At 43.8% G+C, this 24,818-nt stretch carries 22 protein-coding genes; 5 read left to right on the forward strand and 17 right to left on the reverse strand.

Translation table 11 applies throughout. The annotated features are described in order from the left end of the window. Positions 1–368 precede the first annotated feature (368 nt). From paaK to paaA, 11 genes are all read right to left on the reverse strand, one after another. Positions 369–1,679: a phenylacetate--CoA ligase PaaK gene (paaK, locus tag M1E86_RS01005; RefSeq protein WP_094960845.1), complete on the reverse strand. Its 1,311-nt coding sequence runs from the start codon at positions 1,677–1,679 to the stop codon at positions 369–371. Between the two features lie 114 nt (positions 1,680–1,793). After that, on the reverse strand, positions 1,794–2,996 hold the full coding sequence (gene pcaF / locus M1E86_RS01010) for a 3-oxoadipyl-CoA thiolase (protein WP_213913515.1): 1,203 nt from the start codon (positions 2,994–2,996) through the stop codon (positions 1,794–1,796). Next, on the reverse strand, positions 2,993–3,433 hold the full coding sequence (paaI, locus tag M1E86_RS01015) for a hydroxyphenylacetyl-CoA thioesterase PaaI (protein ID WP_004262926.1): 441 nt from the start codon (positions 3,431–3,433) through the stop codon (positions 2,993–2,995). Before paaI ends, pcaF begins: the two co-directional genes overlap by 4 nt. After that, positions 3,430–4,980, reverse strand: coding sequence for a 3-hydroxyacyl-CoA dehydrogenase (locus M1E86_RS01020; protein ID WP_213913516.1), 1,551 nt, complete (start codon positions 4,978–4,980; stop codon positions 3,430–3,432). Before M1E86_RS01020 ends, paaI begins: the two co-directional genes overlap by 4 nt. A gap of 2 nt (positions 4,981–4,982) precedes the next feature. After that, a complete protein-coding gene (paaG, locus tag M1E86_RS01025; RefSeq protein WP_213913517.1) occupies positions 4,983–5,777 on the reverse strand; it encodes a 2-(1,2-epoxy-1,2-dihydrophenyl)acetyl-CoA isomerase PaaG in 795 nt (264 codons plus the stop codon). 2 nt (positions 5,778–5,779) lie between these two features. Next, positions 5,780–6,553 carry a 2,3-dehydroadipyl-CoA hydratase PaaF gene (paaF, locus tag M1E86_RS01030; RefSeq protein WP_125891779.1) on the reverse strand — a complete coding sequence of 258 codons (774 nt, stop codon included), beginning with the start codon at positions 6,551–6,553 and terminating at the stop codon, positions 5,780–5,782. An 8-nt stretch (positions 6,554–6,561) separates the two neighbouring features. After that, the gene (paaE, locus tag M1E86_RS01035) at positions 6,562–7,620 is read right to left on the reverse strand and encodes a 1,2-phenylacetyl-CoA epoxidase subunit PaaE (RefSeq protein ID WP_285317038.1); all 1,059 of its coding nucleotides are present in this window, start codon (positions 7,618–7,620) and stop codon (positions 6,562–6,564) included. A 10-nt stretch (positions 7,621–7,630) separates the two neighbouring features. Beyond that, positions 7,631–8,140, reverse strand: coding sequence for a 1,2-phenylacetyl-CoA epoxidase subunit PaaD (paaD, locus tag M1E86_RS01040; protein ID WP_213913519.1), 510 nt, complete (start codon positions 8,138–8,140; stop codon positions 7,631–7,633). Between the two features lie 4 nt (positions 8,141–8,144). Continuing rightward, positions 8,145–8,903, reverse strand: a complete 759-nt coding sequence (paaC, locus tag M1E86_RS01045; protein WP_125891776.1) for a 1,2-phenylacetyl-CoA epoxidase subunit PaaC — start codon at positions 8,901–8,903, stop codon at positions 8,145–8,147. 10 nt (positions 8,904–8,913) lie between these two features. Continuing rightward, a complete protein-coding gene (gene paaB, locus M1E86_RS01050; protein ID WP_125891775.1) occupies positions 8,914–9,201 on the reverse strand; it encodes a 1,2-phenylacetyl-CoA epoxidase subunit PaaB in 288 nt (95 codons plus the stop codon). A gap of 31 nt (positions 9,202–9,232) precedes the next feature. Continuing rightward, complete coding sequence (gene paaA / locus M1E86_RS01055) at positions 9,233–10,171, reverse strand: 1,2-phenylacetyl-CoA epoxidase subunit PaaA (RefSeq protein ID WP_125891774.1); 939 nt, start codon at positions 10,169–10,171, stop codon at positions 9,233–9,235. Between the two features lie 324 nt (positions 10,172–10,495). Between paaA and paaZ the strand changes: the two genes are divergently transcribed. Beyond that, positions 10,496–12,559 carry a phenylacetic acid degradation bifunctional protein PaaZ gene (gene paaZ / locus M1E86_RS01060; protein WP_125891773.1) on the forward strand — a complete coding sequence of 688 codons (2,064 nt, stop codon included), beginning with the start codon at positions 10,496–10,498 and terminating at the stop codon, positions 12,557–12,559. 148 nt (positions 12,560–12,707) lie between these two features. Here paaZ and M1E86_RS01065 read toward each other — a convergent pair whose 3' ends face one another. The 3 genes from M1E86_RS01065 to proP all read right to left on the reverse strand — a co-directional run bounded on the left by M1E86_RS01065 (position 12,708) and on the right by proP (position 16,112). Next, positions 12,708–13,019, reverse strand: coding sequence for a monooxygenase (locus M1E86_RS01065; RefSeq protein ID WP_213913520.1), 312 nt, complete (start codon positions 13,017–13,019; stop codon positions 12,708–12,710). A 79-nt stretch (positions 13,020–13,098) separates the two neighbouring features. Next, positions 13,099–14,541 (reverse strand): deoxyribodipyrimidine photo-lyase, encoded by a 1,443-nt coding sequence (gene phrB, locus M1E86_RS01070; RefSeq protein WP_213913521.1) that lies wholly within the window; start codon positions 14,539–14,541, stop codon positions 13,099–13,101. Positions 14,542–14,609: 68 nt separating this feature from the next. Beyond that, positions 14,610–16,112, reverse strand: a complete 1,503-nt coding sequence (gene proP, locus M1E86_RS01075) for a glycine betaine/L-proline transporter ProP (RefSeq protein ID WP_213913522.1) — start codon at positions 16,110–16,112, stop codon at positions 14,610–14,612. Positions 16,113–16,933: 821 nt separating this feature from the next. On the opposite strand from proP, the gene poxB reads away from it, so the two are divergent. Next, a complete protein-coding gene (gene poxB, locus M1E86_RS01080; RefSeq protein ID WP_426099226.1) occupies positions 16,934–18,658 on the forward strand; it encodes a ubiquinone-dependent pyruvate dehydrogenase in 1,725 nt (574 codons plus the stop codon). Between the two features lie 57 nt (positions 18,659–18,715). Here poxB and M1E86_RS01085 read toward each other — a convergent pair whose 3' ends face one another. Continuing rightward, positions 18,716–19,615: a DNA-3-methyladenine glycosylase family protein gene (locus tag M1E86_RS01085; protein ID WP_213913597.1), complete on the reverse strand. Its 900-nt coding sequence runs from the start codon at positions 19,613–19,615 to the stop codon at positions 18,716–18,718. A gap of 151 nt (positions 19,616–19,766) precedes the next feature. Between M1E86_RS01085 and M1E86_RS01090 the strand changes: the two genes are divergently transcribed. From M1E86_RS01090 to M1E86_RS01100, 3 genes are read left to right on the forward strand one after another with little or no spacing between them, the layout of a single operon-like run. Next, positions 19,767–20,279: a DUF2569 domain-containing protein gene (locus tag M1E86_RS01090; protein WP_213913523.1), complete on the forward strand. Its 513-nt coding sequence runs from the start codon at positions 19,767–19,769 to the stop codon at positions 20,277–20,279. Positions 20,280–20,319: 40 nt separating this feature from the next. Then, positions 20,320–20,676 (forward strand): DUF488 domain-containing protein, encoded by a 357-nt coding sequence (locus M1E86_RS01095; RefSeq protein WP_125891845.1) that lies wholly within the window; start codon positions 20,320–20,322, stop codon positions 20,674–20,676. Between the two features lie 15 nt (positions 20,677–20,691). Further along, the gene (locus tag M1E86_RS01100; RefSeq protein WP_213913524.1) at positions 20,692–21,216 is read left to right on the forward strand and encodes a DUF2569 family protein; all 525 of its coding nucleotides are present in this window, start codon (positions 20,692–20,694) and stop codon (positions 21,214–21,216) included. A gap of 42 nt (positions 21,217–21,258) precedes the next feature. Here M1E86_RS01100 and M1E86_RS01105 read toward each other — a convergent pair whose 3' ends face one another. Both M1E86_RS01105 and glpD read right to left on the reverse strand, forming a co-directional pair. Next, positions 21,259–22,830, reverse strand: a complete 1,572-nt coding sequence (locus tag M1E86_RS01105; protein WP_213913525.1) for an ATP-binding cassette domain-containing protein — start codon at positions 22,828–22,830, stop codon at positions 21,259–21,261. A gap of 336 nt (positions 22,831–23,166) precedes the next feature. Next, complete coding sequence (gene glpD, locus M1E86_RS01110) at positions 23,167–24,672, reverse strand: glycerol-3-phosphate dehydrogenase (protein WP_213913526.1); 1,506 nt, start codon at positions 24,670–24,672, stop codon at positions 23,167–23,169. Positions 24,673–24,818: the final 146 nt, after the last annotated feature.

Genomic DNA, 24,818 nt, shown 5'->3' on the forward strand with positions numbered 1-24,818 from the left:
ATCTAACGCTTTGATAAATTTTGCTATGTTTTCGTAACTAAAGTCACTGTCTGACTGTTTGTAGAGATGATTGAGTCATTTCCCTCATCATGCTCTTCCTCGTGTTTCTTGAAGTCCGGCAATAAGCGGCTTTTGTAAGCCCAGTTTGAACAACTGATGTTCACTAAGTCGTGAAATATCTTTCATAGCTTTTCCTCATTCGGTTTTTTTTAGTCCATCGCGGAGTCTCTTGCCCACGAAAAAAGACTCTCAGTAATTAGTTGTCCAGCCCCTAGGAAGGACTTCACTTCCATTACCTGTTTTGAACACTTTCTCAGAGATTAAGGCATATCAGAGTAGTTCATTCCAATATGCCTTAATAATTTGAATTAAATCGCAATTCTAGTATCAATTACTCGTTCTGCTTTGCCTTGAGAACGGGGGATGTCGCCGCAATTTACAATACTAATACGGGTGCTAATGCCCACCATCGATTTGATTCGGTGCTTTAAATGGTGGCAGATATTACAGCGTTCATCATAAGTGAGCTGTTCAGGGTGTTTAAGTTCAACACGGACAGATAAATTGTCCATATTGCCTTGGCGACCAATCTCTAATTGGTAATGAGGAGAAAGCTCCTTAAATTGCATGATTTGTTCTTCAATCTGAGAAGGGAACACATTCACGCCACGAATAATCATCATGTCATCTGAACGGCCGGTGATTTTACCAATTCGACGCATATTACGGTTGACCCCTTGCATGAGGTGGGTGAGGTCGCGTGTTCGATAACGAATAACAGGCATAGCTTCTTTTGTCAGGGTAGTAAACACTAACTCACCATGCTCACCTGCCCCCAGTGTTTTTAAGGTGTTGGGGGAAATAATTTCTGGGTAAAAATGGTCTTCCCAGATAGTTGGGCCGCTCTCACCTGAGTCGGCACACTCCATAGCGACACCAGGCCCCATGACTTCAGATAAACCGTAAATGTCTAATGCTTTGATACCAAGACGAGTTTCAATTTCTGTTCTGAGGGATTCTGTCCAAGGTTCAGCGCCAAAGACACCTAATCTAAGTGAGCACTTACTAGCATCTCCGCCCATGATTTTCTCAAGCTCATCAATAATACTTAAGCAGTAAGAGGGCGTTACCATGATCACATCGGGTTTGAAATCCGCGATTAGTTGCGCTTGTTTTTCAGTTTGCCCACCAGACATAGGAATAACGGCGGCGCCTAGGCGCTCCGCGCCATAATGAGCGCCTAACCCCCCAGTGAATAAACCATAGCCGTAAGCAACATGGACTTTATCGCCTCGGACAGTGCCCGCAGAGCGTAAACTACGTGCGATCAGGTCAGCCCAGTTATCGATATCTCGTTGAGTGTAACCTACTACTGTTGGTCGGCCAGTGGTGCCGGAAGAGGCATGAATACGGATGATTTGGTCCATTGGCACCGCAAAGGTGCTAAATGGGTAGTTTTCACGTAAATCCTGTTTGGTGGTGTAAGGGAACTTTTCGATATCGCTAAGTTGTTTGAAATCGTCAGGGTGTACACCTGCGTCATCGAATTTTTTACGATACATGGGCACATTTTCATAGGCGTGAGTGAGTGTCCACTTCATTCGAGAATACTGTAAAGACTCGATCTCATCCCGTGATGCGAATTCAATTGGGTCGATGCTATCTTGTATATTGCTCATAATTGCCTGTCCTCATAATTATTATGGTTACCCGTTCGCTGTGATCGCGTTATGGGTATAAGCCTGAGCAGGTGTAGGGTTTTCAGGCTGTTTTTATTTGTAGTAAGACGTTGTTCAGACTCGTTCAATAATCATTGCTATGCCTTGGCCAACACCGATACACATGGTGCATAATGCATAACGACCTTGTTTGCGGTGCAGCTCATTGATAGCAGCAATAACAAGCCTTGCTCCACTCATTCCAAGTGGATGGCCTAGCGAAATTGCCCCCCCGTTAGGGTTAACGTGTGAGGCGTCATCAGGTAAACCAAGCCCTCGTAAAACGGCAAGTGCTTGTGCGGCAAAGGCTTCGTTTAATTCAATCACATCCATTTGTTCGATGGTGAGTCCTGCCATTTTTAATACTTTTTGCGAGGCTGGCAGTGGGCCGATGCCCATCAACCTTGGTTCGACTCCACAAGTGGCTGTCGCGATGATACGAGCCCGTGGTGTTAACCCTTGCTGCTTGGCAATAGTGTCGGATGCGATAATCAGTGCGGCAGCCCCGTCATTAACACCGGAGGCATTACCCGCTGTTACCGTTCCGTTATCGCGAAATGGGGTTTTTAGTTTCTGTAGTTGTTCAAACGTCGTTTCTGCTCTTGGGTGTTCGTCTTCGCTGACGACGTATTCATTTTTACGTTGTTTGACCGTAACGGGGATGATTTCTTGCGCAAAAATGCCGTTAACTTTGGCAGTTTCGGTGCGTTGTTGGCTGCGTAATGCAAAAGCATCTTGGTCTTCACGGCTAATGTTGTAGGTTTCAGCCACATTTTCCGCAGTTTCTGGCATTGAATCTGTGGAAAACTGTTGTTCCATTAGTGGGTTGATAAACCGCCAGCCAATAGTGGTATCAAACACTTGTGCTTGGCGTGAGAATGCGGACTCTTGTTTGCCCATGACAAACGGTGCGCGGCTCATGGACTCGACGCCTCCGGCAATCATCAGCCCAGATTCCCCCGCTTTGATACTTCTTGCCGCTAACGCAATGGCATCAAGCCCAGAGCCGCATAGGCGGTTAATGGTGGTTCCAGAAACGGAAACAGGGAGCCCGGATAACAGCCCAGCCATACGTGCCACATTACGGTTGTCTTCCCCTGCTTGGTTTGCGCAACCAAAAATAATGTCGTCAGTTAATGACCAATCAAGTTGCGGGTGTCTTTCCATTAATGCTTTTAATGGGATAGTGGCAAGGTCGTCAGGACGTAATGACGATAAAGTGCCCCCATAGCGGCCAATTGGAGTGCGAACGCCATCGCAAATAAACGCATCAATCATGATTGTTCTCCTGTTAAACGATGACCTAACCGATGAGAACGACCGTGGAACAGCGCGAGTGTTTTGCCATCTTGGTTAGTTATCTCAACTTCATATAAGCCGTTACGTTTACCTTGGTGTTTCATCGTGGCAGTGGCAGTGAGTAAGTCACCTTCAAAACCGGGACGGATAAAATCAATGGAACACATAGAGGCAACAGCGGCATGCCCTTGGCTATTACAGGCGTAGGCAAACGCAGTGTCGGCGAGGCTAAATAATTGCCCGCCGTGGCAGGTTTTATGGCCGTTAAGCATTTGTGCTGTGATAGGCATTTTTAATTGCGCAAAGCCTTCTTCGACTTTTTCAATGGACATACCCATAGCTTTTGCACATGCATCATCACGGTACATAATGTGAGCTGATTGCTGGGCCAGCGTGTCGTTTGGCAGTGAAATCATGATATCTCCTTGAAAGTTAAAGATTGATAACCTGCGGCTAATTGCCTTAACAGCGGATTTGGCCGATAACGGTTGTCCCCATAAAACTGAGCCAAATTTTCAAGTACTGACAGCACGCGTTGCCAGCCTAGCTGCATACCCCAAGCGAGGGGGCCTTTGGGATAATTCACCCCAAAACACATGGCATTATCGGTATCTAAGGCTGTTGCTATCCCCTTATTGACGATATCTAACGCTTCATTGCATAACATCGCGACCGTTCTCATGGTTAACAGCGCTGGGTAGTCTGTCAATACAATCACGTGTTTACCTAACGATTGAAAAAACGCGATAGCTTGCTGGTTTTGTTGCGCACTATTTTGTGCTGCACAGCTTAACGTGATGGTTGTTGCGGCAAGGTAATTTGCCGATAAGTCAAAATGCACGACGGCTTGTTTCTGCATTTGCGCATGTGATGATGCCAATTCACCATTTGTTAACATAATAATAACGTCATTAACAATAAGTGTCGGGGATTGTTCGGAATGTTGTGTTAATCCTTCGAGAGAGATCCCATTTTCAGTTAAAAGCTGCGCAAACTCAGGAAATATCTGCCAATCGCCACAAACTGTTATATTTTGAGGTTGGTCAAGGTGGATTTTTTCTACAACGGAGGGTAAAGGTTGAGGTTTATTATCATCATAATGATAAAACCCTTGCTTCGATTTACGGCCTAAATGACCTGCTTGGACTAATTCCAATTGCATTAATGAGGTTTGAAAGCGTGGGTCATAGCCGAAGGCCTGAAATACGGATTCGGTGACAGCATAGTTCACATCATGGCCAATTAAATCTGTCAGTTGTAGTGGTCCCATGGCGAACCCCCCAGCGTCACGTATGGCGCTGTCTAATGTGGCAGGTGTGCCAACTTGTTCTTCAAGTGCGCGTAATGTTTCAGCGTAGAATGGCCTGGCGACACGATTAACAATAAAACCAGGTGTTGAGCGACAAACGACAGGGACTTTACCAAATGATAGCGTCAATTCTTGTAGCTGTTTTATTACTGAATCTGATGTTTCTAGCCCACGGATCACTTCAACCAATTTCATTACGGGCGCTGGGTTAAAAAAGTGTAATCCGGCAAGACGCTCTGGATGCGTGAGTTGTCTACCGATTGCGGTAATTGATAAAGACGAAGTGTTACTAGCGAAAATGGTTTTTTCACTACAAATGCCTTCAAGTTCACCGAAGATGGCTTGTTTTATTTCAAGTTTTTCAGCAACAGCTTCTATTACCAATTGTGCGTCCGACAGTGCCGAGAGACTTTTTGCCACCGCAATGTTTGCGATAATCGCCTCTGTGGCCTCGGGTTTGGCTTTCCCTTGCGCAACACGTTTGCGTAAACGTTGGGTCATCGTTGATAAACTACGGCTTAAGACGTCTTGGTTCACATCAAACAGCAAGACGGATAAACCCGCCGTTGCTGCCACTTGCGCTATACCAATCCCCATGGTTCCAGCGCCAATTACCGCGACGGTGTTGATGGTTGAATTCAAAGGTAAGGTCATGATTATCTTCCTTTAAACTGTGGTTCACGTTTATTTAAAAAAGCATTGACCCCTTCGCGATAATCTTCACTTCGTCCGCCAAGGCGCTGTAAATCGCGCTCAAGGTTGAGTTGCTCATCGAGAGTATTGGTTGCCGCGGCATAAATGGCCTTTTTAATAAGCCCTAAACCGTAAGTGGGTTGGGTTGCAAGGTGTTGTGCGAGCTGTTGAGTAGTATTGATGAGCTCTTCATTTTCAGTCACTTGCCAAATCATTCCCCACTGTAATGCTTGCTCAGCACTTATTTTATCGCCTAATAATGCCATCCCCATTGCCCGCGCATGGCCCGCTAATTGAGGTAAAAACCAGCTTCCCCCTGAGTCAGGAACCAAGCCAAGGCGGCAAAAAGATTGAATAAAACTGGCACTTTTTGCTGCGATAACAATATCGCCAGCGAGTGCAATGGCGGCGCCTGCACCTGCGGCAACACCATTAACTGCGCAAATAATCGGTTTCGGTAATGCAGTTAGACGACGGATCAAGGGGTTATAGTAAGTTTCAACGGAAAACCCAAGATCGGGTGCTTCACTGCCTACGCTCACATTGCGATCATTCAGATCTTGCCCCGCACAAAATCCACGGCCTGCGCCAGTGATCACTAAACAGCGTACAGTTTCATCGCGTTCTGCTATTTTGATCGCTACACTGAGCTGGCGATGCATTTCGTCATTAAAGCTATTCAGCCTATCAGGGCGGTTAAGAGTGACGGTGAGAACCCCATTTTCTAACGTAGTGAGGATCATTGCTTCATTGGTCATGATTATTGTCCTGTAAACTGGGGTTTTCGTTTTTCGAAGAATGCCTCGATCCCTTCACGTCGATCGTTCGTCCCCGCTAAAGTCACAAAATATTGGCGCTCAAGCTGTAACCCTTCGGCAAGGTGGTTTTCTTGAGAATGCACCAGTGAGGCTTTTGCCGCTTGTACCGCTAAAGGGGCATGCATCGCGATACGCTCTGCCAGCTTTTGGGCGCGTTCTAGCACTAACTTATCCACACAAATTTCACTGATTAGCCCTGCTTGTAGCGCATGTTTTGCTGTGATCGGTTCACCTGTTAGTACCATTTGCATGGCGAGAGATTTACCGACTGTGCGGATTAAACGCTGTGTTCCTCCCGCGCCTGGCATTAAACCCAGAGTAATTTCGGGTAATCCGAAGCGAGCAGACTCACCGGCAATAATGATGTCGCTGGCGAGTAATAATTCAAAACCTGCACCCAGTGCATAACCATTTGCAGCACTAATGATGGGCTTTGATATCATCGATAACCTGCGCCAAACTTGGGGGCGTTTGTCGGTGATCGCACTAGCAACGGTTTGCTGCTGTAGTTCTTTAAGGTCGGCGCCAGCCGCGAAAAAACGCGGATTTCCGGTGATCACGATCGCACCGATCTCATCATTTATTTGTGCTTGTTCGAGGTGCTGAACCAGCAACTCTAAGCAGGCGGTGCTCAGCGCGTTGCGCACTTCAGGGCGGTTCAACGTGAGTGTGAGAACGCGGTTATGTTGTTGTGACAAAATCCAGTGGTTTTCCATTGCAGCTCCTACACATCAAAGTCTAGAACAACACCATCGCCTTTTGGCCACGCTTGGCAGCTAAGGATGTACCCCGCAGCGATTTGGTCGGGCTCAAGACTGTAATTGACCCCCATTTCCACTTCACCAGAGCGCAATTTACATTTGCAGGTTGCGCAAACGCCCCCTTTACAGGCGTAGGGTAAATCTGCGCCTTGACGTAATGCGGCATCCAAAATGCTGTCGTCTTGGCTATCCATGGCGATGTCCATGGTTCTGCCGTCTAGGTGAATACTGACTTGGCGTGTTTCGCTAGTTATGGCGGTTGCGGGTTTGAATTTGGCGCCTGAAGTGTTGAAACGCTCGGTGTGAACATATTCTTTTGGCATGCCATAACCGACTAAAGTGTCATGCACTTCATCCATCATGCTGTCGGGCCCACAAATAAACGCTCGGTCAAATTGTTTAAAATTCAATAAGGTTTTGCCTAACGCATTGAGCTGCTGTTGGCTGATTCTGCCGCTGAGTAGTTCGCTATCTTGTTGTTCTCGGCTAAATAAATAGAGAATTTGAAAGCGTGTAGAAAAACGGTTTTTCAGATCAGCAATGCTCTCTTTAAACATCACGGAGCGGCTATTGCGGTTACCATAAATCAACACAAAACTGCTTTTAGGTTCAGTTTGTAATGTGGCCTTAATGATGGAGAGCAATGGGGTGATCCCAGAACCAGCTGCGACGGCAAGGTAGTGTGCGTGGGTATTTGCCTCTGGTTGGTAGCCAAATTGCCCTTGCGGAACCATCACATCAAGGCTATCGCCAACTTGTAGTTCTTGGTTAACGAAATTAGAAAAACGTCCCTCGTAAATGGCTTTTACTCCAATTTTTAGCGTGTTTTCATCCGGTGAGCTGCAAATGGAATAACAGCGACGCAGGTTTTCGCCATTAATAGAGGCCTTTAATGTGAGATGTTGCCCTGGGCGGTAATGGTATTGCTCTCGTAATGCATCTGGTACGTTAAAAGTAATGGCGACAGCTTCAGGGGTGTCACGCTCAATGGCAGCAATACTTAAACGATGAAATACAGTCATATGGGTGCCCCTAAATACATTTAAAGTAATCAAACGGTTCTAAGCATTCAGTGCATCGATACAATGCCTTACATGCAGTGGAACCAAATTCACTAATTTTTTCGGTCTGCTCGCTGTCACAACGTGGGCAACGAACCGCACCTTTGTGTTCTGGGTGTTCGCAGGACGTACCTTGTGGTGGTGCGATACCGAATTCACGTAGGCGCCTTTTCGCATCCTGACTCATCCAATCTGTTGTCCAAGCCGGGGTTAACAGAATTTCGATGTCGATGTTTGGAAAACCGGCATTACCTAGAACAGTTTTGATTTCATTGATTAAAAATTCAGTTGCTGGGCAACCTGAGTAGGTAGGTGTAAAAATAACTTTCCAACCGCGAGCCGCAGGTAGCACATTGCGGATCATGCCGAGATCAGTAATAGAGAGTGCGGGTAGCTCAGGATCGGGTATTTGATGAAGCTGTTGCCAGATCTGGTGAACCTGGGGCGATTGAAGCTCACGATATTGCAGTCTCTGTTCCATAACATCACCACTGGCTGTTCGGGTAAGCGCGTTGCACAAACTGCAATTGCGTTAATAACAAGCCCAAGTGCTCAGTGTGGCTGCCTTGCTTGCCGCCTAAGCGATACGCTTTTTTCTCTGGCACAGTGAGGGTCGCTTCCGTGAATGTTTCGTTAATGGTGTTTAACCATGCGGCTTGTAAAGAACGTGGGTCAACAGCGATACCTGCTTCGCTGAGTGCAATTTCAATTTCATCAGCATGGAAAAGCTCACCGGTAAAGCGCCATAGCGCATTCACTGAACGTTGGATCCGTTGATGGCTTTCTTCACTGCCATCCCCTAAGCGGATCATCCACCCACGGCTAAAGCGCAAGTGATAAACGGCTTCTTTGAGGGATTTTTCCGCAATTGCTGACAATTGTTCATCACTGCTATGAATTAAGGCTTCATATAATGGAACATGATAAGCATCCATAAAGAATTGGCGCACTAGAGTGTCATCAAAGCCATTGTTGGGTTGCTCAACCAGTAATAAATTGCTGAACTCCCGTTCATCACGCAAAAAAGCAAGGGTATCTTCATCACATTCAGCCCCTTTTAGTTGCGCGGCATAGCTTAAAAAGTGACGCGACTGCCCTAGCAAATCTAAGCCGATATTCGATAGCGCAAGGTCAATTTCGAGCTCAGGGGCGTGGCCGCACCATTCGCACAGACGCTGCGCTAAAATTAAGGGGCTATCGCCAAGGCGCAATGTGTAATGGTGGAGCCGTTCTTGTTGGTTCATGGCAAGCTCCTTACATGTTTTTGATGCCATCAGGGATGGTATAGAAGGTTGGATGACGATAGACCTTGGTGTCCGCTGGGTCGAAGAACGTACTTTTATCTTCGGGCTGTGAGGCGATTAAATGCGTGGCCTTTACCACCCAAATTGAGCAGCCTTCACTACGCCTTGTATATACATCGCGGGCATTTTCTAGCGCCATTTGGTCATCAGCAGCATGTAAACTGCCGACATGACGATGGGCAAGCCCTTGCTTACTCCGAACAAAAACTTCATATAAAGGCCAATCTTGATTGCTCATGGTGTTTTCCTTTTCGTAAAATGGTCAGTGATTAAGCCGCAGATTTAACGGATTTCTGTTTGCGGCTATGTGCCATTGCACCTTCACGTACCCATGCGCCGTCTTCCCACCCTTTGCGCTTTGCGCTGAGGCGTTCGTGATTACAAATGCCATTGCCTTTGATGACTTGGTAAAACTCTTCCCAGTCGATTTCACCGAAACGGTAATGGCCAAGTTCTTCATCCCAAACCAGCTCAGGATCAGGGATCGTCATACCTAACGCTTCCACTTGCGGAACGGTGTTATCAACAAACTTTTGCCGTAACTCGTCATTACTGAAGCGTTTGATTTTCCAAGCCATGCTTTGAGCACTGTGTGGGGAGTCCGAATCATTCGGACCGAACATCGTGAGCACGGGCCACCAAAAGCGGTTTATCGCATCTTGCAGCATCGCTTTTTGTTCATCGGTGCCTTCTGCGAGCGCCATCACTGCTTCATAGCCCTGACGTTGGTGGAAACTTTCTTCTTTACAGATTTTCACCATCGCTCTGGCATAGGGGCCATATGAGGCGCGACATAGCGCGACTTGGTTCACAATGGCGGCACCATCGACTAGCCAGCCAATAACGCCAATATCAGCCCAACTTAACGTGGGGTAATTGAAAATGGAGGAGTACTTCATTTTTTCATCAAGTAACTTTTGATAGATATCTTGACGGGAGCAACCGAGGGTTTCGGCGGCGCTATATAGATATAAACCGTGGCCTGCTTCATCTTGAATTTTAGCCAGTAAAATCGCTTTACGGCGGAGTGTCGGGGCGCGTGTTAGCCAATTTGCTTCTGGCAGCATACCGACGACTTCTGAATGGGCATGTTGGCCTATTTGACGGATAAGGTTCTGCCGATACGCATCGGGCATCCAATCCTTGGGCTCGATGGAAATATCGGCTTCGATTTTGGCTTCGAAGTTAGCCTGATTTTGCTCGCTCATTGATCTTTTCCATTAAGTGATTCGATTATTATTATCTTTTCGATAAGAGTGAATCATATTCATTTAACATCAATGCTAGGAATTGTTAACAAAAAGATCAATGTTCATTAACCCTGTTTTGCGAGTGGCTTCACAATCAATAAATTAAATTCAAATAAAAACAATAAGTTGGTATTAATTGTTTTTGTGTGGTTTTTATGGGAGTGGGTATTTAAGACAAAGTTGTTCTTAATTTGTTAAATTTAAATTGGCGTCTATGCTTATTTTTATGATACATATTTGTTATCTGATTTTAATTGATGTTTTTTATTTCTGGAGAGGAATATGCAGCATTTAACAAGTTATATTATGGGGAAATGGGTGCAAGGTGAGGGCGAAGGGCGAAAAATTCATCATGCACTAACGAATGAAACCTTATATACGGTGACGACTGAAGGGTTGCCGTTAGCAGAAAGCTTACAGTATGGCCGCCAAGTGGGGGGCGAAATATTGTCAGCGATGACATTCCAGCAACGCGGGCAGATGCTTAAGGCACTCGCAAAATATCTACTGGAACATAAAGCGCAGTTATATGCGATTTCGGCACAAACTGGCGCAACCAAAGCGGATAGCTGGGTAGATATCGAAGGGGGAATTGCCACACTGTTTTCTTATTCGGGTCTCGCTAACCGTGAGCTGCCAGATGACACGATTTGGCCAGAAGAGGAAATGATCCCGTTATCGAAACAAGGGCAATTTATTGGCCATCATATTTTAACGTCTCGCCGTGGCGTTGCCCTGCACATTAATGCATTTAACTTCCCGTGTTGGGGAATGTTAGAAAAATTGGCACCCACATGGCTTGCTGGCATGCCAGCCATCATCAAACCAGCAACCGCCTCAGCACAGTTAACACAGGCGATGGTGAAATTGATGGTGGACAGCGGCTTGGTACCTGATGGTGCTATCCAACTGGTTTGCGGTGGTGTTGGCGATATGTTTGAACACCTTGATTTTGAAGATGTAGTGACTTTTACAGGGTCGGCAAATACAGGGCAAAAACTGAAATTGCACCCACGTATCATTGCTAAATCAGTGCCTTTTACAATGGAAGCGGATTCACTGAACTGTGCAATTTTAGGCGATGACGTCCAGCCAGAACAGCCTGAATTCGCGTTATTTATTAAAGAAGTCGTTCGTGAAATGACCGCCAAAGCGGGGCAGAAGTGTACCGCTATCCGTCGCATCATTGTGCCGCAAAACCAGCTCGAAAATGTGAAGCAAGCATTATTGAAACGCTTATCCGCTACAACAGTGGGTGACCCTGCGGTTGAAGGGGTCAGAATGGGGGCATTGATTAACTTAGAACAGCGCCAAGACGTACAAGAGAAAGTAAATTATTTACGTGATCATGGCTGTGATGTCTTATGTGGTGGGCAATTCGAGAAGCTTGATGTGATTGGTGCAGATAGCCAACACGGGGCTTTTTATCCACCTACGTTGTTGTATTGTGCAGAGCCTTTTAAATCTACAGCAGTACATGAAATCGAGGCTTTTGGTCCAGTCGCCACGTTAATGAGCTATGAGAATATCGAACAGGCGGTGCAATTGGCGATTTTAGGTGGTGGGAGCCTTGCGGGGACGTTAGTCACTGCGGATACACAAGTCGCGCAAACGGTCATTCGTGCGAGTGCGCGAGCTCATGGGCGGATGCTAATTTTAAATGAAGCATCAGCCGTGGAGTCCACTGGCCACGGTTCACCGCTTCCGCTACTGGTACACGGTGGCCCAGGGCGTGCGGGTGGTGGTGAGGAGCTAGGTGGCTTGCGAGCAGTCAAACACTATATGCAGCGTACTGCCATCCAAGGTAGCCCTTCGATGCTAACGGCAATTACCAAACAATGGATCCGAGGTGCAGATACCATCGCTGATGTGGTTCATCCATTCCGTAAACATTTTGAAGACTTAGTGATTGGCGACACGTTACTGACCGCAAGGCGTACCGTAACTGAGGCCGATATTGCTAATTTTGCCTGTCTCAGCGGTGATAATTTTTATGTTCATGTTGATAAAATTGGCGCAGCACAGTCGCTATTTGGTGAACGGATTGCGCACGGCTATTTTGTCGTTTCAGCCGCTGCGGGGTTATTTGTCGATGCAGGGGTTGGGCCTGTGATCGCCAATTATGGGATGGAAAGCTTGCGCTTTATTGAACCTGTGAAAATCGGTGACACCATACAAGTTCGCCTAACGTGCAAGAAAAAGATCAAGAAAACGCAGAAACTTGCTGAAGACAAACCTAATGGCGTTGTTGAATGGGATGTGCAAGTGTTTAATCAGGACGATACCGTTGTGGCGTTGTACAGTATTTTAACGCTGGTGGAGCGTCGTGTAGGTGATTTTCACTAGTCATTATACGGTATGAATTAATTGTCGAGCTAATAGGTGCTTTTTCAATCATTTTCTGTTGTGATGAGGTAAAAAGTCATTTTGCTGTACAAGCCAATGGCTTATTTACCTCAGATGTGGTTATGTGAATTTCAACGTCAGTAAGCGGTTAGTTGGTAATAAACTGCGCTTGGTTCAATTGGCTAAGCGCGGTATTGACCGCAAAAATTTCACCACGTACTTCAGGGATACCGAAAGATTTCAGGCGTGCGCTGTGTTTTTGTAGATATGCTTTGGCATCGGCTTCAGAGGTAAACAAATAAACGCCTCCGGCTTTTTGAGTTTGTTGGTTTTCTGTCCAAATTTTCCACACAAAACCAGGTTCTTGGTTGATTGAATTGGCTAATTCATCCATTGCCACGGTCATTTCTGCGCCCCAAGGCCCTTGATACGGGAAATCAACTTGTAAAATAACGCTCATATCTGCTCCTTATGATTGAAGCGCTATAGTAATTCTTAAAGCAAATAATAACTTTGCTATTTATCGTATTTTAAACGATTTATTGCTTCAAACTATTACGCTTACCCGCTTCAAATGCCGCTAGAGTGGCGAGACGGGCTTGTTTATGGTCAACAATCGGTTCTGGATAATTAATCGGTGTGCTGCTGAGCACCACCCATTCATGGGGTGTATGAATATACTTATCGGGAACTTGCTGTAATTCGGGTAACCAATGGCGAATAAAAGTCCCTTGCACATCAAACTTTTTCCCTTGAGTGGTTGGGTTAAAGATACGAAACCAAGGGGAGGCGTCAACGCCAGTAGAGGCTGACCACTGCCAACCGCCGTTATTTGCGGCTAAACTGCCATCAAGGAGTTGGCTCATAAAGTATTTTTCACCTTTTCGCCAATCAATCAGTAAGTCTTTGACTAAAAAGCTAGCCACAATCATACGTAGACGGTTATGCATCCAACCTGTTGTATTCAGTTGGCGCATAGCGGCATCCACAATTGGGTAACCCGTTTGTCCCGTTTTCCATGCGGTAAAATCGGTTGAAGAATCATTCCAGTGAATATGTTGTGTCCATTGAATAAATGGCTGATGGCGGCATAGACGTGGGAATGCCACTAAAAGATGCGAATAAAATTCACGCCAAATTAACTCATTTAGCCACGTGAATGCCCCGCTATCTGGGTAATCCAACACTTGGGGATTTTCTGCTTGTAATCGGTTGAAGCATTGGCGAGGGGACAGCACCCCCATCGCGAGGTAAGGTGATAATTGGCTGGTACCATCAATAGAAGGAATATCTCTATCGTTTTTATAACCGGCGACTTTCTGGGAACAAAACTGTCTTAATTGCTGTAAAGCAGACTTTTCACCGGCGGGAAATTGCGGCGAGTTTTCAATTGGTTGATAAGGAAATAATGGCAAAGTCTTATCGATGTTGACCGCGGCCGCTCGTTTTTCAGGGGCTCGCAGTGAACGGCAATCTGTCACAGTAAGTTGGGTGAGAAAGGCTCGGCGAAAAGGGGTATAGACTTGATACATCTCCCCTTTTTGATTCGTGACGGAACCCGGGGGAAGTAATAAGTAATCGTCAAAAGCATGGATATGCAACCCATGAGGTTGATTGATTAACCATTCATCCCGTTGTTTTTCGTTCCACTCGTATTGCCGATTAAAAAACAAGGCATCAGCCTGTTGCGTCTTTGCGTAATCGAGTACCCATTGTGCCGCATCGGCAAAATTCGCCTCAGTTTGACAAACCAGTGGAATACCAAGCTCAGCGAGTGAATTTTGCAGTTCAACGAGGTTTTGGTGAATAAAGGAGATTTGTCGCTCAGCCATATCATGTTGTTGCCATTGCTCAGGGGTGGCAGTAAATAGGGCGATGACTTGCGCATCTGGGTCTGCGCAGGCGGAGGAAAGTGCTTTGTTATCAGTGACCCGTAGGTCATTGCGAAACCAGATAAGATGACAAACTTGTTTGGCTGCCATCGCCTCCCTCCTCGGTTAACATTTTTGTTGAAGTCAAAACAAAGGGCCGGTAAACGGCCCTATTATGTTTAATCTAATTTAGGATGCTGATTGATTAAGGATTGGCGTTTTTTCTCAAGTTCAGCAATTTGTTCGTCAATATCTTCAACTTTTTGTTCAATATTGTCAAAGTGCTCGCTAAGAATTTCTTTTGCCTCGGCTTTATCTGATGCCGCAGGTGTTGCGCCCCGCAATGGTTTATTTGCCGTTTCTGGCATTCTGATACCCGTATATAAGCCAATTAAAGCAATCACGATTAAGTAATAAGCAGGCATATATAAGTCAGTGGTTGATTCGACCAACCATGCCGCAACAGTCGGTGTCGCACCGGCAATTAATACTGAAATATTAAAGGCAATCGCTAATGCACTGTAACGAATGTGCGTTGGGAAAATCGCGGGTAAAATGGAAGCCATAACCCCAGTAAAGCAGTTCAACAGCACCGCTAAAATTAATAAACCTAGGAAAATTAAGCCAACAGAACCACTGTTGATTAACATAAATGCAGGGTATGCCAATAAAATCAGACCGACACTACCGGTAATAACAAATGGGCGGCGACCAATTTTATCACTAGTTAAACCGATAATCGGTTGAACAAATAACATACCAATCATAATAGCAATAATAATTAGCACACCATGGTCAGTAGAGTAATTCAGGTTGTGTGATAAGTAACTTGGCATGTAGGTCAGCAACATATAGTAAGTCACGTTGGTTGCGATAACCAAGCCAACACAAATCATCAAGCTTTTCCAATACTTAGTCGCCACTTCACGCACTGAGATTTTGGGTGGGTTTTGAATATTGGCTTTATCTTGTCTTTCTAACGATTCAACATGTTGTTGGAACGCTGGGGTTTCTTCCAGTGAATGACGTAGATATAACCCGATGACCCCTAACGGTAATGCTAAGAAGAACGGAATTCTCCAGCCCCAATCATGGAAGTTGGCTTCCCCAACGATACTGGAAATTAGTACTACGACACCCGCACCTAAAACGAAACCGGCGATAGAGCCAAAGTCTAACCAGCTTCCCATAAAGCCACGTTTACGGTCTGGTGAATATTCTGCAACGAAGATAGCTGCGCCAGAATACTCCCCACCTACAGAGAAACCTTGAGCTAGCTTAGCAATTAATAACAGAATAGGTGCCCAGATACCAATGCTTTCATATGATGGGATCAAACCAATACAGAAGGTACTGACTGCCATGATGATAATTGTCATCGAAAGGACTTTTTGACGACCGTATTTATCACCTAAGATACCAAAAACGACCCCACCTAATGGCCTAACTAAGAAAGGCACGGAGAAAGTGGCTAATGCGGCAATCATCTGTACGCTCGGTGATGCGTCCGGAAAGAAAACCTGACCTAGAACATAGGCTAAGAAACCGTATACCCCAAAATCAAACCATTCCATCGCATTACCCAGCGAAGCCGCGGTAATTGCTTTTTTGAGTTTACCGTCATCAATAATAGTAATATCACTAATATTTAACGGCTTTTCTTTTTTCTTCTTGAATCTCATGAAACCATCCTCTTATTTTAATTTCAATAATCGAAACAACAGCACTTAAGATATGGGTTTTCATACATCAGAAAATATAAAACCTTATTATTTAGAATAGACGTTGTTTACGCAATAGATAAGTTTTTAGTGTTTTTATGTAGCGCTGAAATAACAGGCTAAAATAGATATGTAATGGGTAGAATAATGAGAATGTCTGTCTTTTAAATACAGCAAAAAAGTCACCTTGAGTTAAAAAATACAGTGCTAATAATACATTAATATCGAACAAATGTAAAATGCAGGTGCTTTATACTGATTCATACGCGTTATTGGGATTTTATATTGGCAATATAACGATTGAATTTAATACTTGAAAAAATAGAACCTTGGGGATGAATTAGGTGAATATAAATTGTTTTAAATCAATTTAGTATATATTTTTTGGTGAATTTTAGTCTGTCATAAATATATAAGGTTATTGATTTAATATGGTGGAAACAATGGTGTGACTGTAATGAATAATATACGCAGATAACCCCATCTTTTTATGATGCTCTTGTTTTGCTTAAGTTATTAATAACTCGCCTATTTATTTATCTTGTTGCTATCCTCTTCTTTTGATAATAACGGTGGATTGTGCTGTTCTGTTTTATATTTAATTTGATGAGTAGGAATGAGGAATTTACTTAGTTACAATCAATCTATTATCGATATTGGGTTTGATATACGCGAGTATGACAAGATTCTACTTTGAATGTTGTTATATTTCTAAAAGTACCTTTCATATTTTGAGCTGCAAGATATCAAGGGTATCACATCCGACTTAAAAGAGTGCCATTATGAAAAAACAGAGTGTTGCATCCTATATTGCAAAAGTACTTGATAATGCAGGTGTTAAACGTATTTGGGGCGTTACAGGAGACTCGTTGAATGGCTTAACCGACAGCTTGCGTCGTCAAGGCGCGATTGAGTGGTTAGGAACCCGCCATGAGGAAGTTGCTGCTTTTGCTGCCGGTTCAGAAGCTCAGTTAACCGGCAATTTAGCTGTCTGTGCGGGCTCTTGTGGACCCGGAAATATGCACCTTATCAATGGGTTGTATGATTGTCACCGTAATCGAGTACCCGTATTAGCAATTGCAGCTCATATCCCATCCAGTGAAATTGGTAGTAACTATTTCCAAGAAACCCATCCAACTGAATTATTCCGTGAGTGCAGCCATTATTGTGAAATGGTCTCTAACCCAGAACAAATTCCACAAGTCCTCGGTATTGCTATGCGTAAAGCGATCCTGAATAAAGGGGTATCAGTTGTTGTGATTCCGGGGGATATTGCGCTGAAAGATGCGCCAGAGTCAGCGAAAGAGACATGGTATCAGCCGCAAGCGCCACTGATTATGCCTCAGCGAAGTGAAATCGAAAAACTCGCCGAACTGCTGAATCAGTCTAAGAATATCACGCTATTCTGTGGTAATGGCTGCGCAGGTGCCCATGATGAAGTGGTTAAGCTAGCAGAAACCCTAAAAGCGCCGGTAGTACACGCGTTACGTGGTAAAGAACATATTGAATGGGATAACCCATACAGCGTCGGAATGACAGGTTTAATCGGTTTTTCATCAGGTTACCACGCAATGATGAACGCAGATACAGTTGTTTTGTTAGGAACACAATTTCCATACCGTCCTTTCTACCCAAGTGAGGCTAAAATCATTCAGGTTGATATCAATGCAGGCAGCTTGGGCTCCCATTGCCATATTGATATGGGGCTGATTGGGGATATTAAAGCGACATTGGATGCATTACAGCCACATTTACAGGCTAAGCAGGATACAAAACACCTTGATGGCGCTTTAAAACATTATGCAGAGGCTCGAAAAGGGTTAGATGATCTCGCTAAACCGGGTCATGAAGGATTAATACATCCTCAGTATCTTGCAACAAAAATTAGTGAATTAGCTGCGGATGATGCGATTTTCACTTGTGACGTTGGAACCCCGACAGTATGGGCTGCACGCTACTTGAAAATGAACGGTAAACGCCGTTTAATTGGCTCTTTTAACCACGGGTCAATGGCGAATGCGATGCCACAAGCTATTGGTGCGCAGGCCGTTGATAAAAAACGTCAAGTGGTTGCCATGTGCGGTGATGGCGGTTTCAGCATGCTAATGGGGGATTTTATCTCTCTTTCTCAAATGCAATTGCCAGTAAAAATTATCATTCATAACAATGGCGTGCTTGGTTTTGTGGCCATGGAAATGAAAGTGGCAGGTTTCTTGACCGCTGGGACTGATTTACATAACCCTAACTTTGCAGCGATTGCGAATGCTGCGGGTATCAAAGGGATCCGTGTTGAAAAAAGTGAAGACCTAGACGGCGCATTAAAAGAAGCGTTTGCCCATGATGGGCCTGTGGTCGTTGATGTCTTGACCGCCAAACAAGAGCTGTCTATGCCGCCAGAAATTGCAGCGCAAGAAGCGAAAGGTTTTAGTCTGTATTTGTTAAAAGCGATTATGAGTGGTCGCGGTGATGAAGTCGTTCAATTAGTGAAAACGAACTGGCTACGTTAAGTTATTCTTGTGAATAGCTGGAAAGCCCAATTCAGATGGATTGGGCTTTTTTATTCATCAATATCCTGCGGCTGATTGACTACGCCACAAATGGGCGGCAACCAATGCACGCCATGGGGTAAATTGTTCCAACCATTTTTCTGTTTCTTTGGCGCTGGGTTGTTCTGGTTTATCGAGCAATGTTTGCAAATTACGTCTTACCGCCACATCTCCATGTAAAGAGCCATCCAAATAATTAAATCCTCGGAGTAAAGCATAGCTTACCGTCCAAGGGCCAATTCCTTTGATTTGTAATAATTGTTCAGTTATTTGATTTGCATTGGCGTGAGTGACGAGCCGTGATAAATCAATTTTTTGATTTTCAATGGCTTCACAAAGAGCTCTGAGGGCGATAATTTTACCCTTCGAAAAACCTGTTTGGCGCAGCGTTTCGTCATCAACTGACCTGACCTGTGGCGTATCGGGAAAACACCAAATACCCGAAGTATGTTGGATCCCCACGGCTTGGATAAATCGCCGACGAATGGCAATAGCTGCATGAACACTGATTTGTTGGCCAATAATAGCCCAAACTAACGCTTCAAATGCACTAGCCGATTGATAAATCCTCAATCCTCTTTGTTTTTCAATGAGCTGTCCAAGTATTGGAGTTTCAAGGTAGAATTTTTCGAACTCATCAATATTTTGTTTCAAACCAAGTACATGTTGTGCCAGCGTTAGTAAATCTTGCTCATTGATAATGATAGATGGAGAGTCAATCGCTAATGAAATCGTTGCTTGTTGTTTTTTAAGCTCCAATGTCATTTTTGTTGCATGTTGTTGCCATATTATACCTTTATGTAATGCATTTTCTTCCACTATTTCCGCAACATTGTGTTGATCTCTCAGATGAAAGGCAAAAAAATCACTGTAAAGGTAATTTGTTGGGAGTGCTAGCTGTGCGGTGAATACTGGCATAATGATGGCCTTGTCAGATTGTTCTTTATTAGCAATATTATTGTGAATTAGCACATTGATCGACTCATTTTTTACTGAATAGGTATGCTATCTTATATAGGGTTATTAATTTTGTACTGATGTTATTTATCCATAGAATAAGGAAGTGTAAATGAAAACTGAGGATCACAGTTCATCTCATGGCACTTCGGTACCATTACCGCAACCAAGGAAAGAATTAAAAGGCATTGGTGGATGGCTTATTTTTCCTATGTTAGGGATAATATTGTCCTTGATTATTTTGCCTTTTTCTATTTATGAGCAAAATACTCAAGTGATTGAATATTGGGTTGAATTAACAGACCCACAATCAAGTTCATTTATTCCATTATTTAAAGAACTAATCTATTTTGAGGTTTTAGGTAACATTATTTTATATGCGACCTTACTTTTCCTCAGTTATGTCTTTTTTACAACGAAAAAGCTCACAATTAAAATTTATATTTTTTTCCAGATCTTTTCTTTAGTTTTAACGGTTACGGATATTATACTCGCAAGTGTCTTATTAGATTTAGAGGTTGAGACCTCCGATATCAAAGATATTTTTCGGGCTCTCATTGCCTGTGCAATTTGGATACCGTATTTTTTAGTTTCAAGGCGTGTCAAAAATACCTTTGTAAATTAACAAATAAAATTCTGTGGTTTATTAATTGGGTAGGTAAATGATGATTAAATGCAAACGAGTTTATGACCCAGTCGATGATAACGACGGTTATCGCGTACTTATTGATAGACTGTGGCCAAGAGGAATAAAAAAAACTGATTTACAACACGACTCTTGGAATAAAGACGTTGCACCTTCTAATGAACTACGAAAATGGTTTCATCAGCACACGGATCAGTTTGCACAATTTATTGAGCGGTACCAGCAGGAACTTAATAGCACAGCGGCTTGGCAGGTACTGGTTGCTCAGGCAAAACAAGGTGATTTAACACTGTTATACAGTGCTAAAAATACAGAATATAATCAAGCCGTTGTACTCAAAGCATTTCTTGAAGATAAAATGCAAAGTAAAAAGTAAATAAAGGTTATTGGAATGGATATTCAGCAATCAACCCCGCAAACAGAGTCTGCAATAATATCATCGGTGGCTCAACAAGTGGCTAAAAAACCGTTACAAGGGATCGGTGGATGGTTAATTTTACCGGTTATTGGTCTGTTTTATATGTTGTACAAAACGGTCACGATGCTATTGCAAGAAATCTCGCAAGTACAAACTGCATGGCCATTGGCAACTGAAGCGGATTCTGATTTTTATATTTCAGGCTTTGCGACAGGTTTTTACCTCTTGCAACTCGGTTATGGTGTTTTAATTGCTCTATTTCTTTGGACGTTTATCGCTGCGGTTAAATGGAAAAAACAGGCGAAGTGGCTGTTTATCACCACCATGGTACTATTTACTTTAATGGTATTAGTTGCTCGTTTTGTGTTCCCATATATATTTGGTTTGGAAATTAACTACTCAAATATTATTACCGCTATAAATGGCAGCTTCTATTGTGTGTTATGGATCCCCTACTTTTTAGCTTCTCACCGCGTTAAAAATACGTTTATCCATTAAAGCGGATGGCCACACCTAATTTGGTAGTGGCCTAGTAGACAGTTATTTATCAGAAAGATTTAGCGTATGGGTTATATTGCAGTTTGCAATAAAGGCGTCATCGTGAGAAACCAGTAAGAGTGTTCCTTGGTAGTCCTGCAATAACGCTTCAAGTAGTTGTTTTGAATCCAAGTCTAAATGGTTATCCGGTTCATCGAGTAATAAAATAGCAGGTGGGTTTGGGCTATGTGTGAGTGCCAATAGTGTTGCTTTTAGCTGCTCACCACCACTGAGCTGTTGTAGTGGCAGTAATGATTTATCTCCTCGTATTCGCAGCATACCTAATTGCGTGCGCCATTGCTCTACGGTAAACAAGGGTTGGTATTGATGAAGTGCTTCAGCGACAGGTAATGTTTTATCGAGTAAGTTGAGGTGCTGGTCTAAATAGCAAAATGTACCACTGAGGCGGCACTCTCCTGAATCTGATGGCAATAGGCCAGCAAGCACCTTCAGTAGGGTTGATTTACCACAACCATTACGCCCTTGAATATGCCAATGTTCTCCACTGTATATAGTGAATGAAAGTGGTGATGAATAACCGTAGGGCAAATGCAAATCAGAAGCAAAAATGGTGACTTTACTCCCTTCGTTTTGATAGTTAATCGTCATTTTTTGTGGTTTGATATGGCGGACTTTCTCTTGGTTTTCCTGTTGTTGATTTTGTAGGTTATCCATAACCCGTTGGTGCCGTTCTGCGACATTTGATTGCCTTTTTTCTGCACGGTTCTTTTGCATATCAAGTAGCAGTAAGGATTGCGACCCACCATAGCGAATTTTTTCCCCCTGTTTCTTGCGTTGAGCGGCTTTTTGTAATGTGGCCTGTTGCTGCTTTTTCTCTTGGTGAATACGTTTTTCTAAGCGCTCACTTTGTGCATCAATTGCGGCAATTTCCAAGTTTTTTTGGGTATCGTATAACGCATAATTCCCCCCATACTCGTGTAACCCTTTTTCTGTTAATTCAAAAATAGTATCCATTTCGCCTAACAGGGTTCTATTGTGAGAAATAACGAGGCAGCCAGCTCGGTGATCTGTGAGTTTTTGGCTGAGCCACTGCCGGCTTTGTGTATCTAAATGGTTATCCGGTTCATCGAGTAGCAAAAAGTGATCTTGATGAAGAAATGCACGACAAAGCGCGAGGCGGGTACGTTCACCACCACTTAAATGGGAGATAGGTGCTTCCATTGAGATAGCGAGCCCCGCAGAGTCCAATAGACTTTGCCATTGGGAAGGTAAATGCCATTTATCTTCTGTGAGCTCAAAATCTGCCAAAGAACCATTTCCTGCCTCAATGCGTAAGAATGCATGATAAAGCTCATTGATGCCTAAGGCATCGATGAGAGTGTCTCCTGTGAGTCGGGTTAATTGACCGACATAGATAGAGGGGAGATCCCAATGTACATTCCCTTTCGTAGGGGCTAATTGGCCAGCAAGAATACGCATCAAAACGGATTTTCCTTTGCCATTATGACCAATTAAGGCATTTTTTTGGCATGATAGCGTCCCGTTTAGCGGTGGAAAAAGGGCGGTTTGGTTAAATTCAATATTGAGCTGTGAAAAGTGACAAGCAATCGTCATATGCACCTCCAAAATAATGAGGACAGACAACGTCGTTGACTTATCAAGAAGTGTCGATGAAAGCGTTTGCCTGCCAGGAACAGAAAAATGAATACCAAAAGGGTATTGGAAAATATTTTCTGGCAGTGCTTAGTTCATCGTGAGGCGTACCTGTGAAGTTGGGTGAGAGGTAAATTCGCATACATTATAAACAGGCGTAATTGATTTGTACAACTTATCGTGATTGGGTCTTTTCTGAAATTCTTGGCAACGATTTAAAATAAAAAAAGCCAGTCAAACAGTGATGACTGGCTTTTTCCATTAACAACGAGATTTTATAACAACGAGATTTTACGATTATACAGAGGTATTCTCTGACAACCCATTTTTTGCTAACCATTGAGCAATGCGCTGCTTTTCTTCTTCATTCAGCCACATACCCAATTTAGTGCGACGCCAAATAGCATCATCTAACTCTGTTACCCACTCATGTTTGACTAAGTAACGTAACTCCGCTTCGTAGACATTCGCAGAGAATGCTTCACCAAGGTCGCTGAGTGAATTCGCGCCTTCAAGGATCAATTTACTGTTGCTACCGTAAGTTCTGGCAAAACGTAGCGCTAAGCCTTCAGGAAGCCATTGATAATGTTGACGTAATACACGTGCATAACCATCACGGTCACAACCTTCGATATCACCACCCGGTAACTGACCATTTTTGGTCCATGGGGTGCCTGCATTTGGATAATATGCTGCTAATTTAGTAACAGCAGCTTCTGCTAATTTACGGTAAGTTGTTAATTTTCCACCAAATACCGACAGCAATGGCGCTTGGCCTTGGTCATCGTGAATATCCAATGTGTAATCACGAGTAATGGCTTGTGGGGAGTCTGATTCATCGTCGCACAGTGGGCGAACACCTGAGTAGTCCCAAACAATATCACTCACGGTTAACTGTTTTTTGAAGTGGTCGTTATACACTTTCAGTAAATAGTTAACTTCGTTCTCATCAATTTTGACGTCTTTCGGATCGCCTTTATATTCTACGTCAGTGGTGCCGATGATAGAAAATTCATCCATCCACGGGATAACAAATACAATACGGTTATCTTCATTTTGTAAGATATACGCTTGTGGTTCATCATGTGCACGTGGAACGACAATGTGGCTACCCTTGATTAAGCGAATACCGTAAGGTGATTTTAATTTCAGGCCATCATCAAAGAACTCTTTTACCCAAGGCCCAGTGGCATTAACTAGCCCTTTCGCTTTCCATGTATGGGTTTCACCCGTACGTAAGTCCTGAGCTTCAATAACCCATAAGCCATTTTCACGGTAGGCACGAGTCACTTTTGTGCGAGTACGAACCTCACCATTCTTACGTACCACTTCTTGAGCGTTTAATACAACTAAACGCGCATCATCAACCCAACAGTCAGAATATTCAAAACCTTTCGTTAATTCAGGTTTGAGTACGGAATTTTGGTTAAACTTCAGACTCTTGCTGCTTGGTAAGCTGACGCGTTTGCCTAAATGGTCATATAAGAATAGGCCAATACGGATCATCCAAGCTGGACGTAAATGAGGCTGATGCGGTAAGCGGAAGCGCATTGGGAAGGCAATATGTGGTGCTAATCGTAATAGCACTTCACGTTCAGCCAACGCTTCGCTGACTAATCTAAATTCATAATGTTCTAAGTAACGTAAGCCACCATGAATGAGTTTAGAACTCGCAGATGAAGTGGCACTTGCTAAGTCTTGAGCTTCGAGCAGTAATACCGATAATCCACGACCTGCAGCATCTGCTGCAATTCCAGCGCCGTTGATCCCGCCGCCGATGACAATCAAGTCTTTAGTTTCCATGCATCCCCCTGAGATGTTCGAAACACTTTCAATAATGTTCGTTTTCGCTCATTTGATTGTAGTCAAAATAGATAGTGATGCCAACTATTATTAATGAAAAAAATAACAACTGCGTGATATTGGTAACAATTTTTTTTCAATACCCA

The organism is Providencia sp. PROV200 (assembly GCF_049901995.1).
Classification (GTDB): domain Bacteria; phylum Pseudomonadota; class Gammaproteobacteria; order Enterobacterales; family Enterobacteriaceae; genus Providencia; species Providencia rettgeri_E.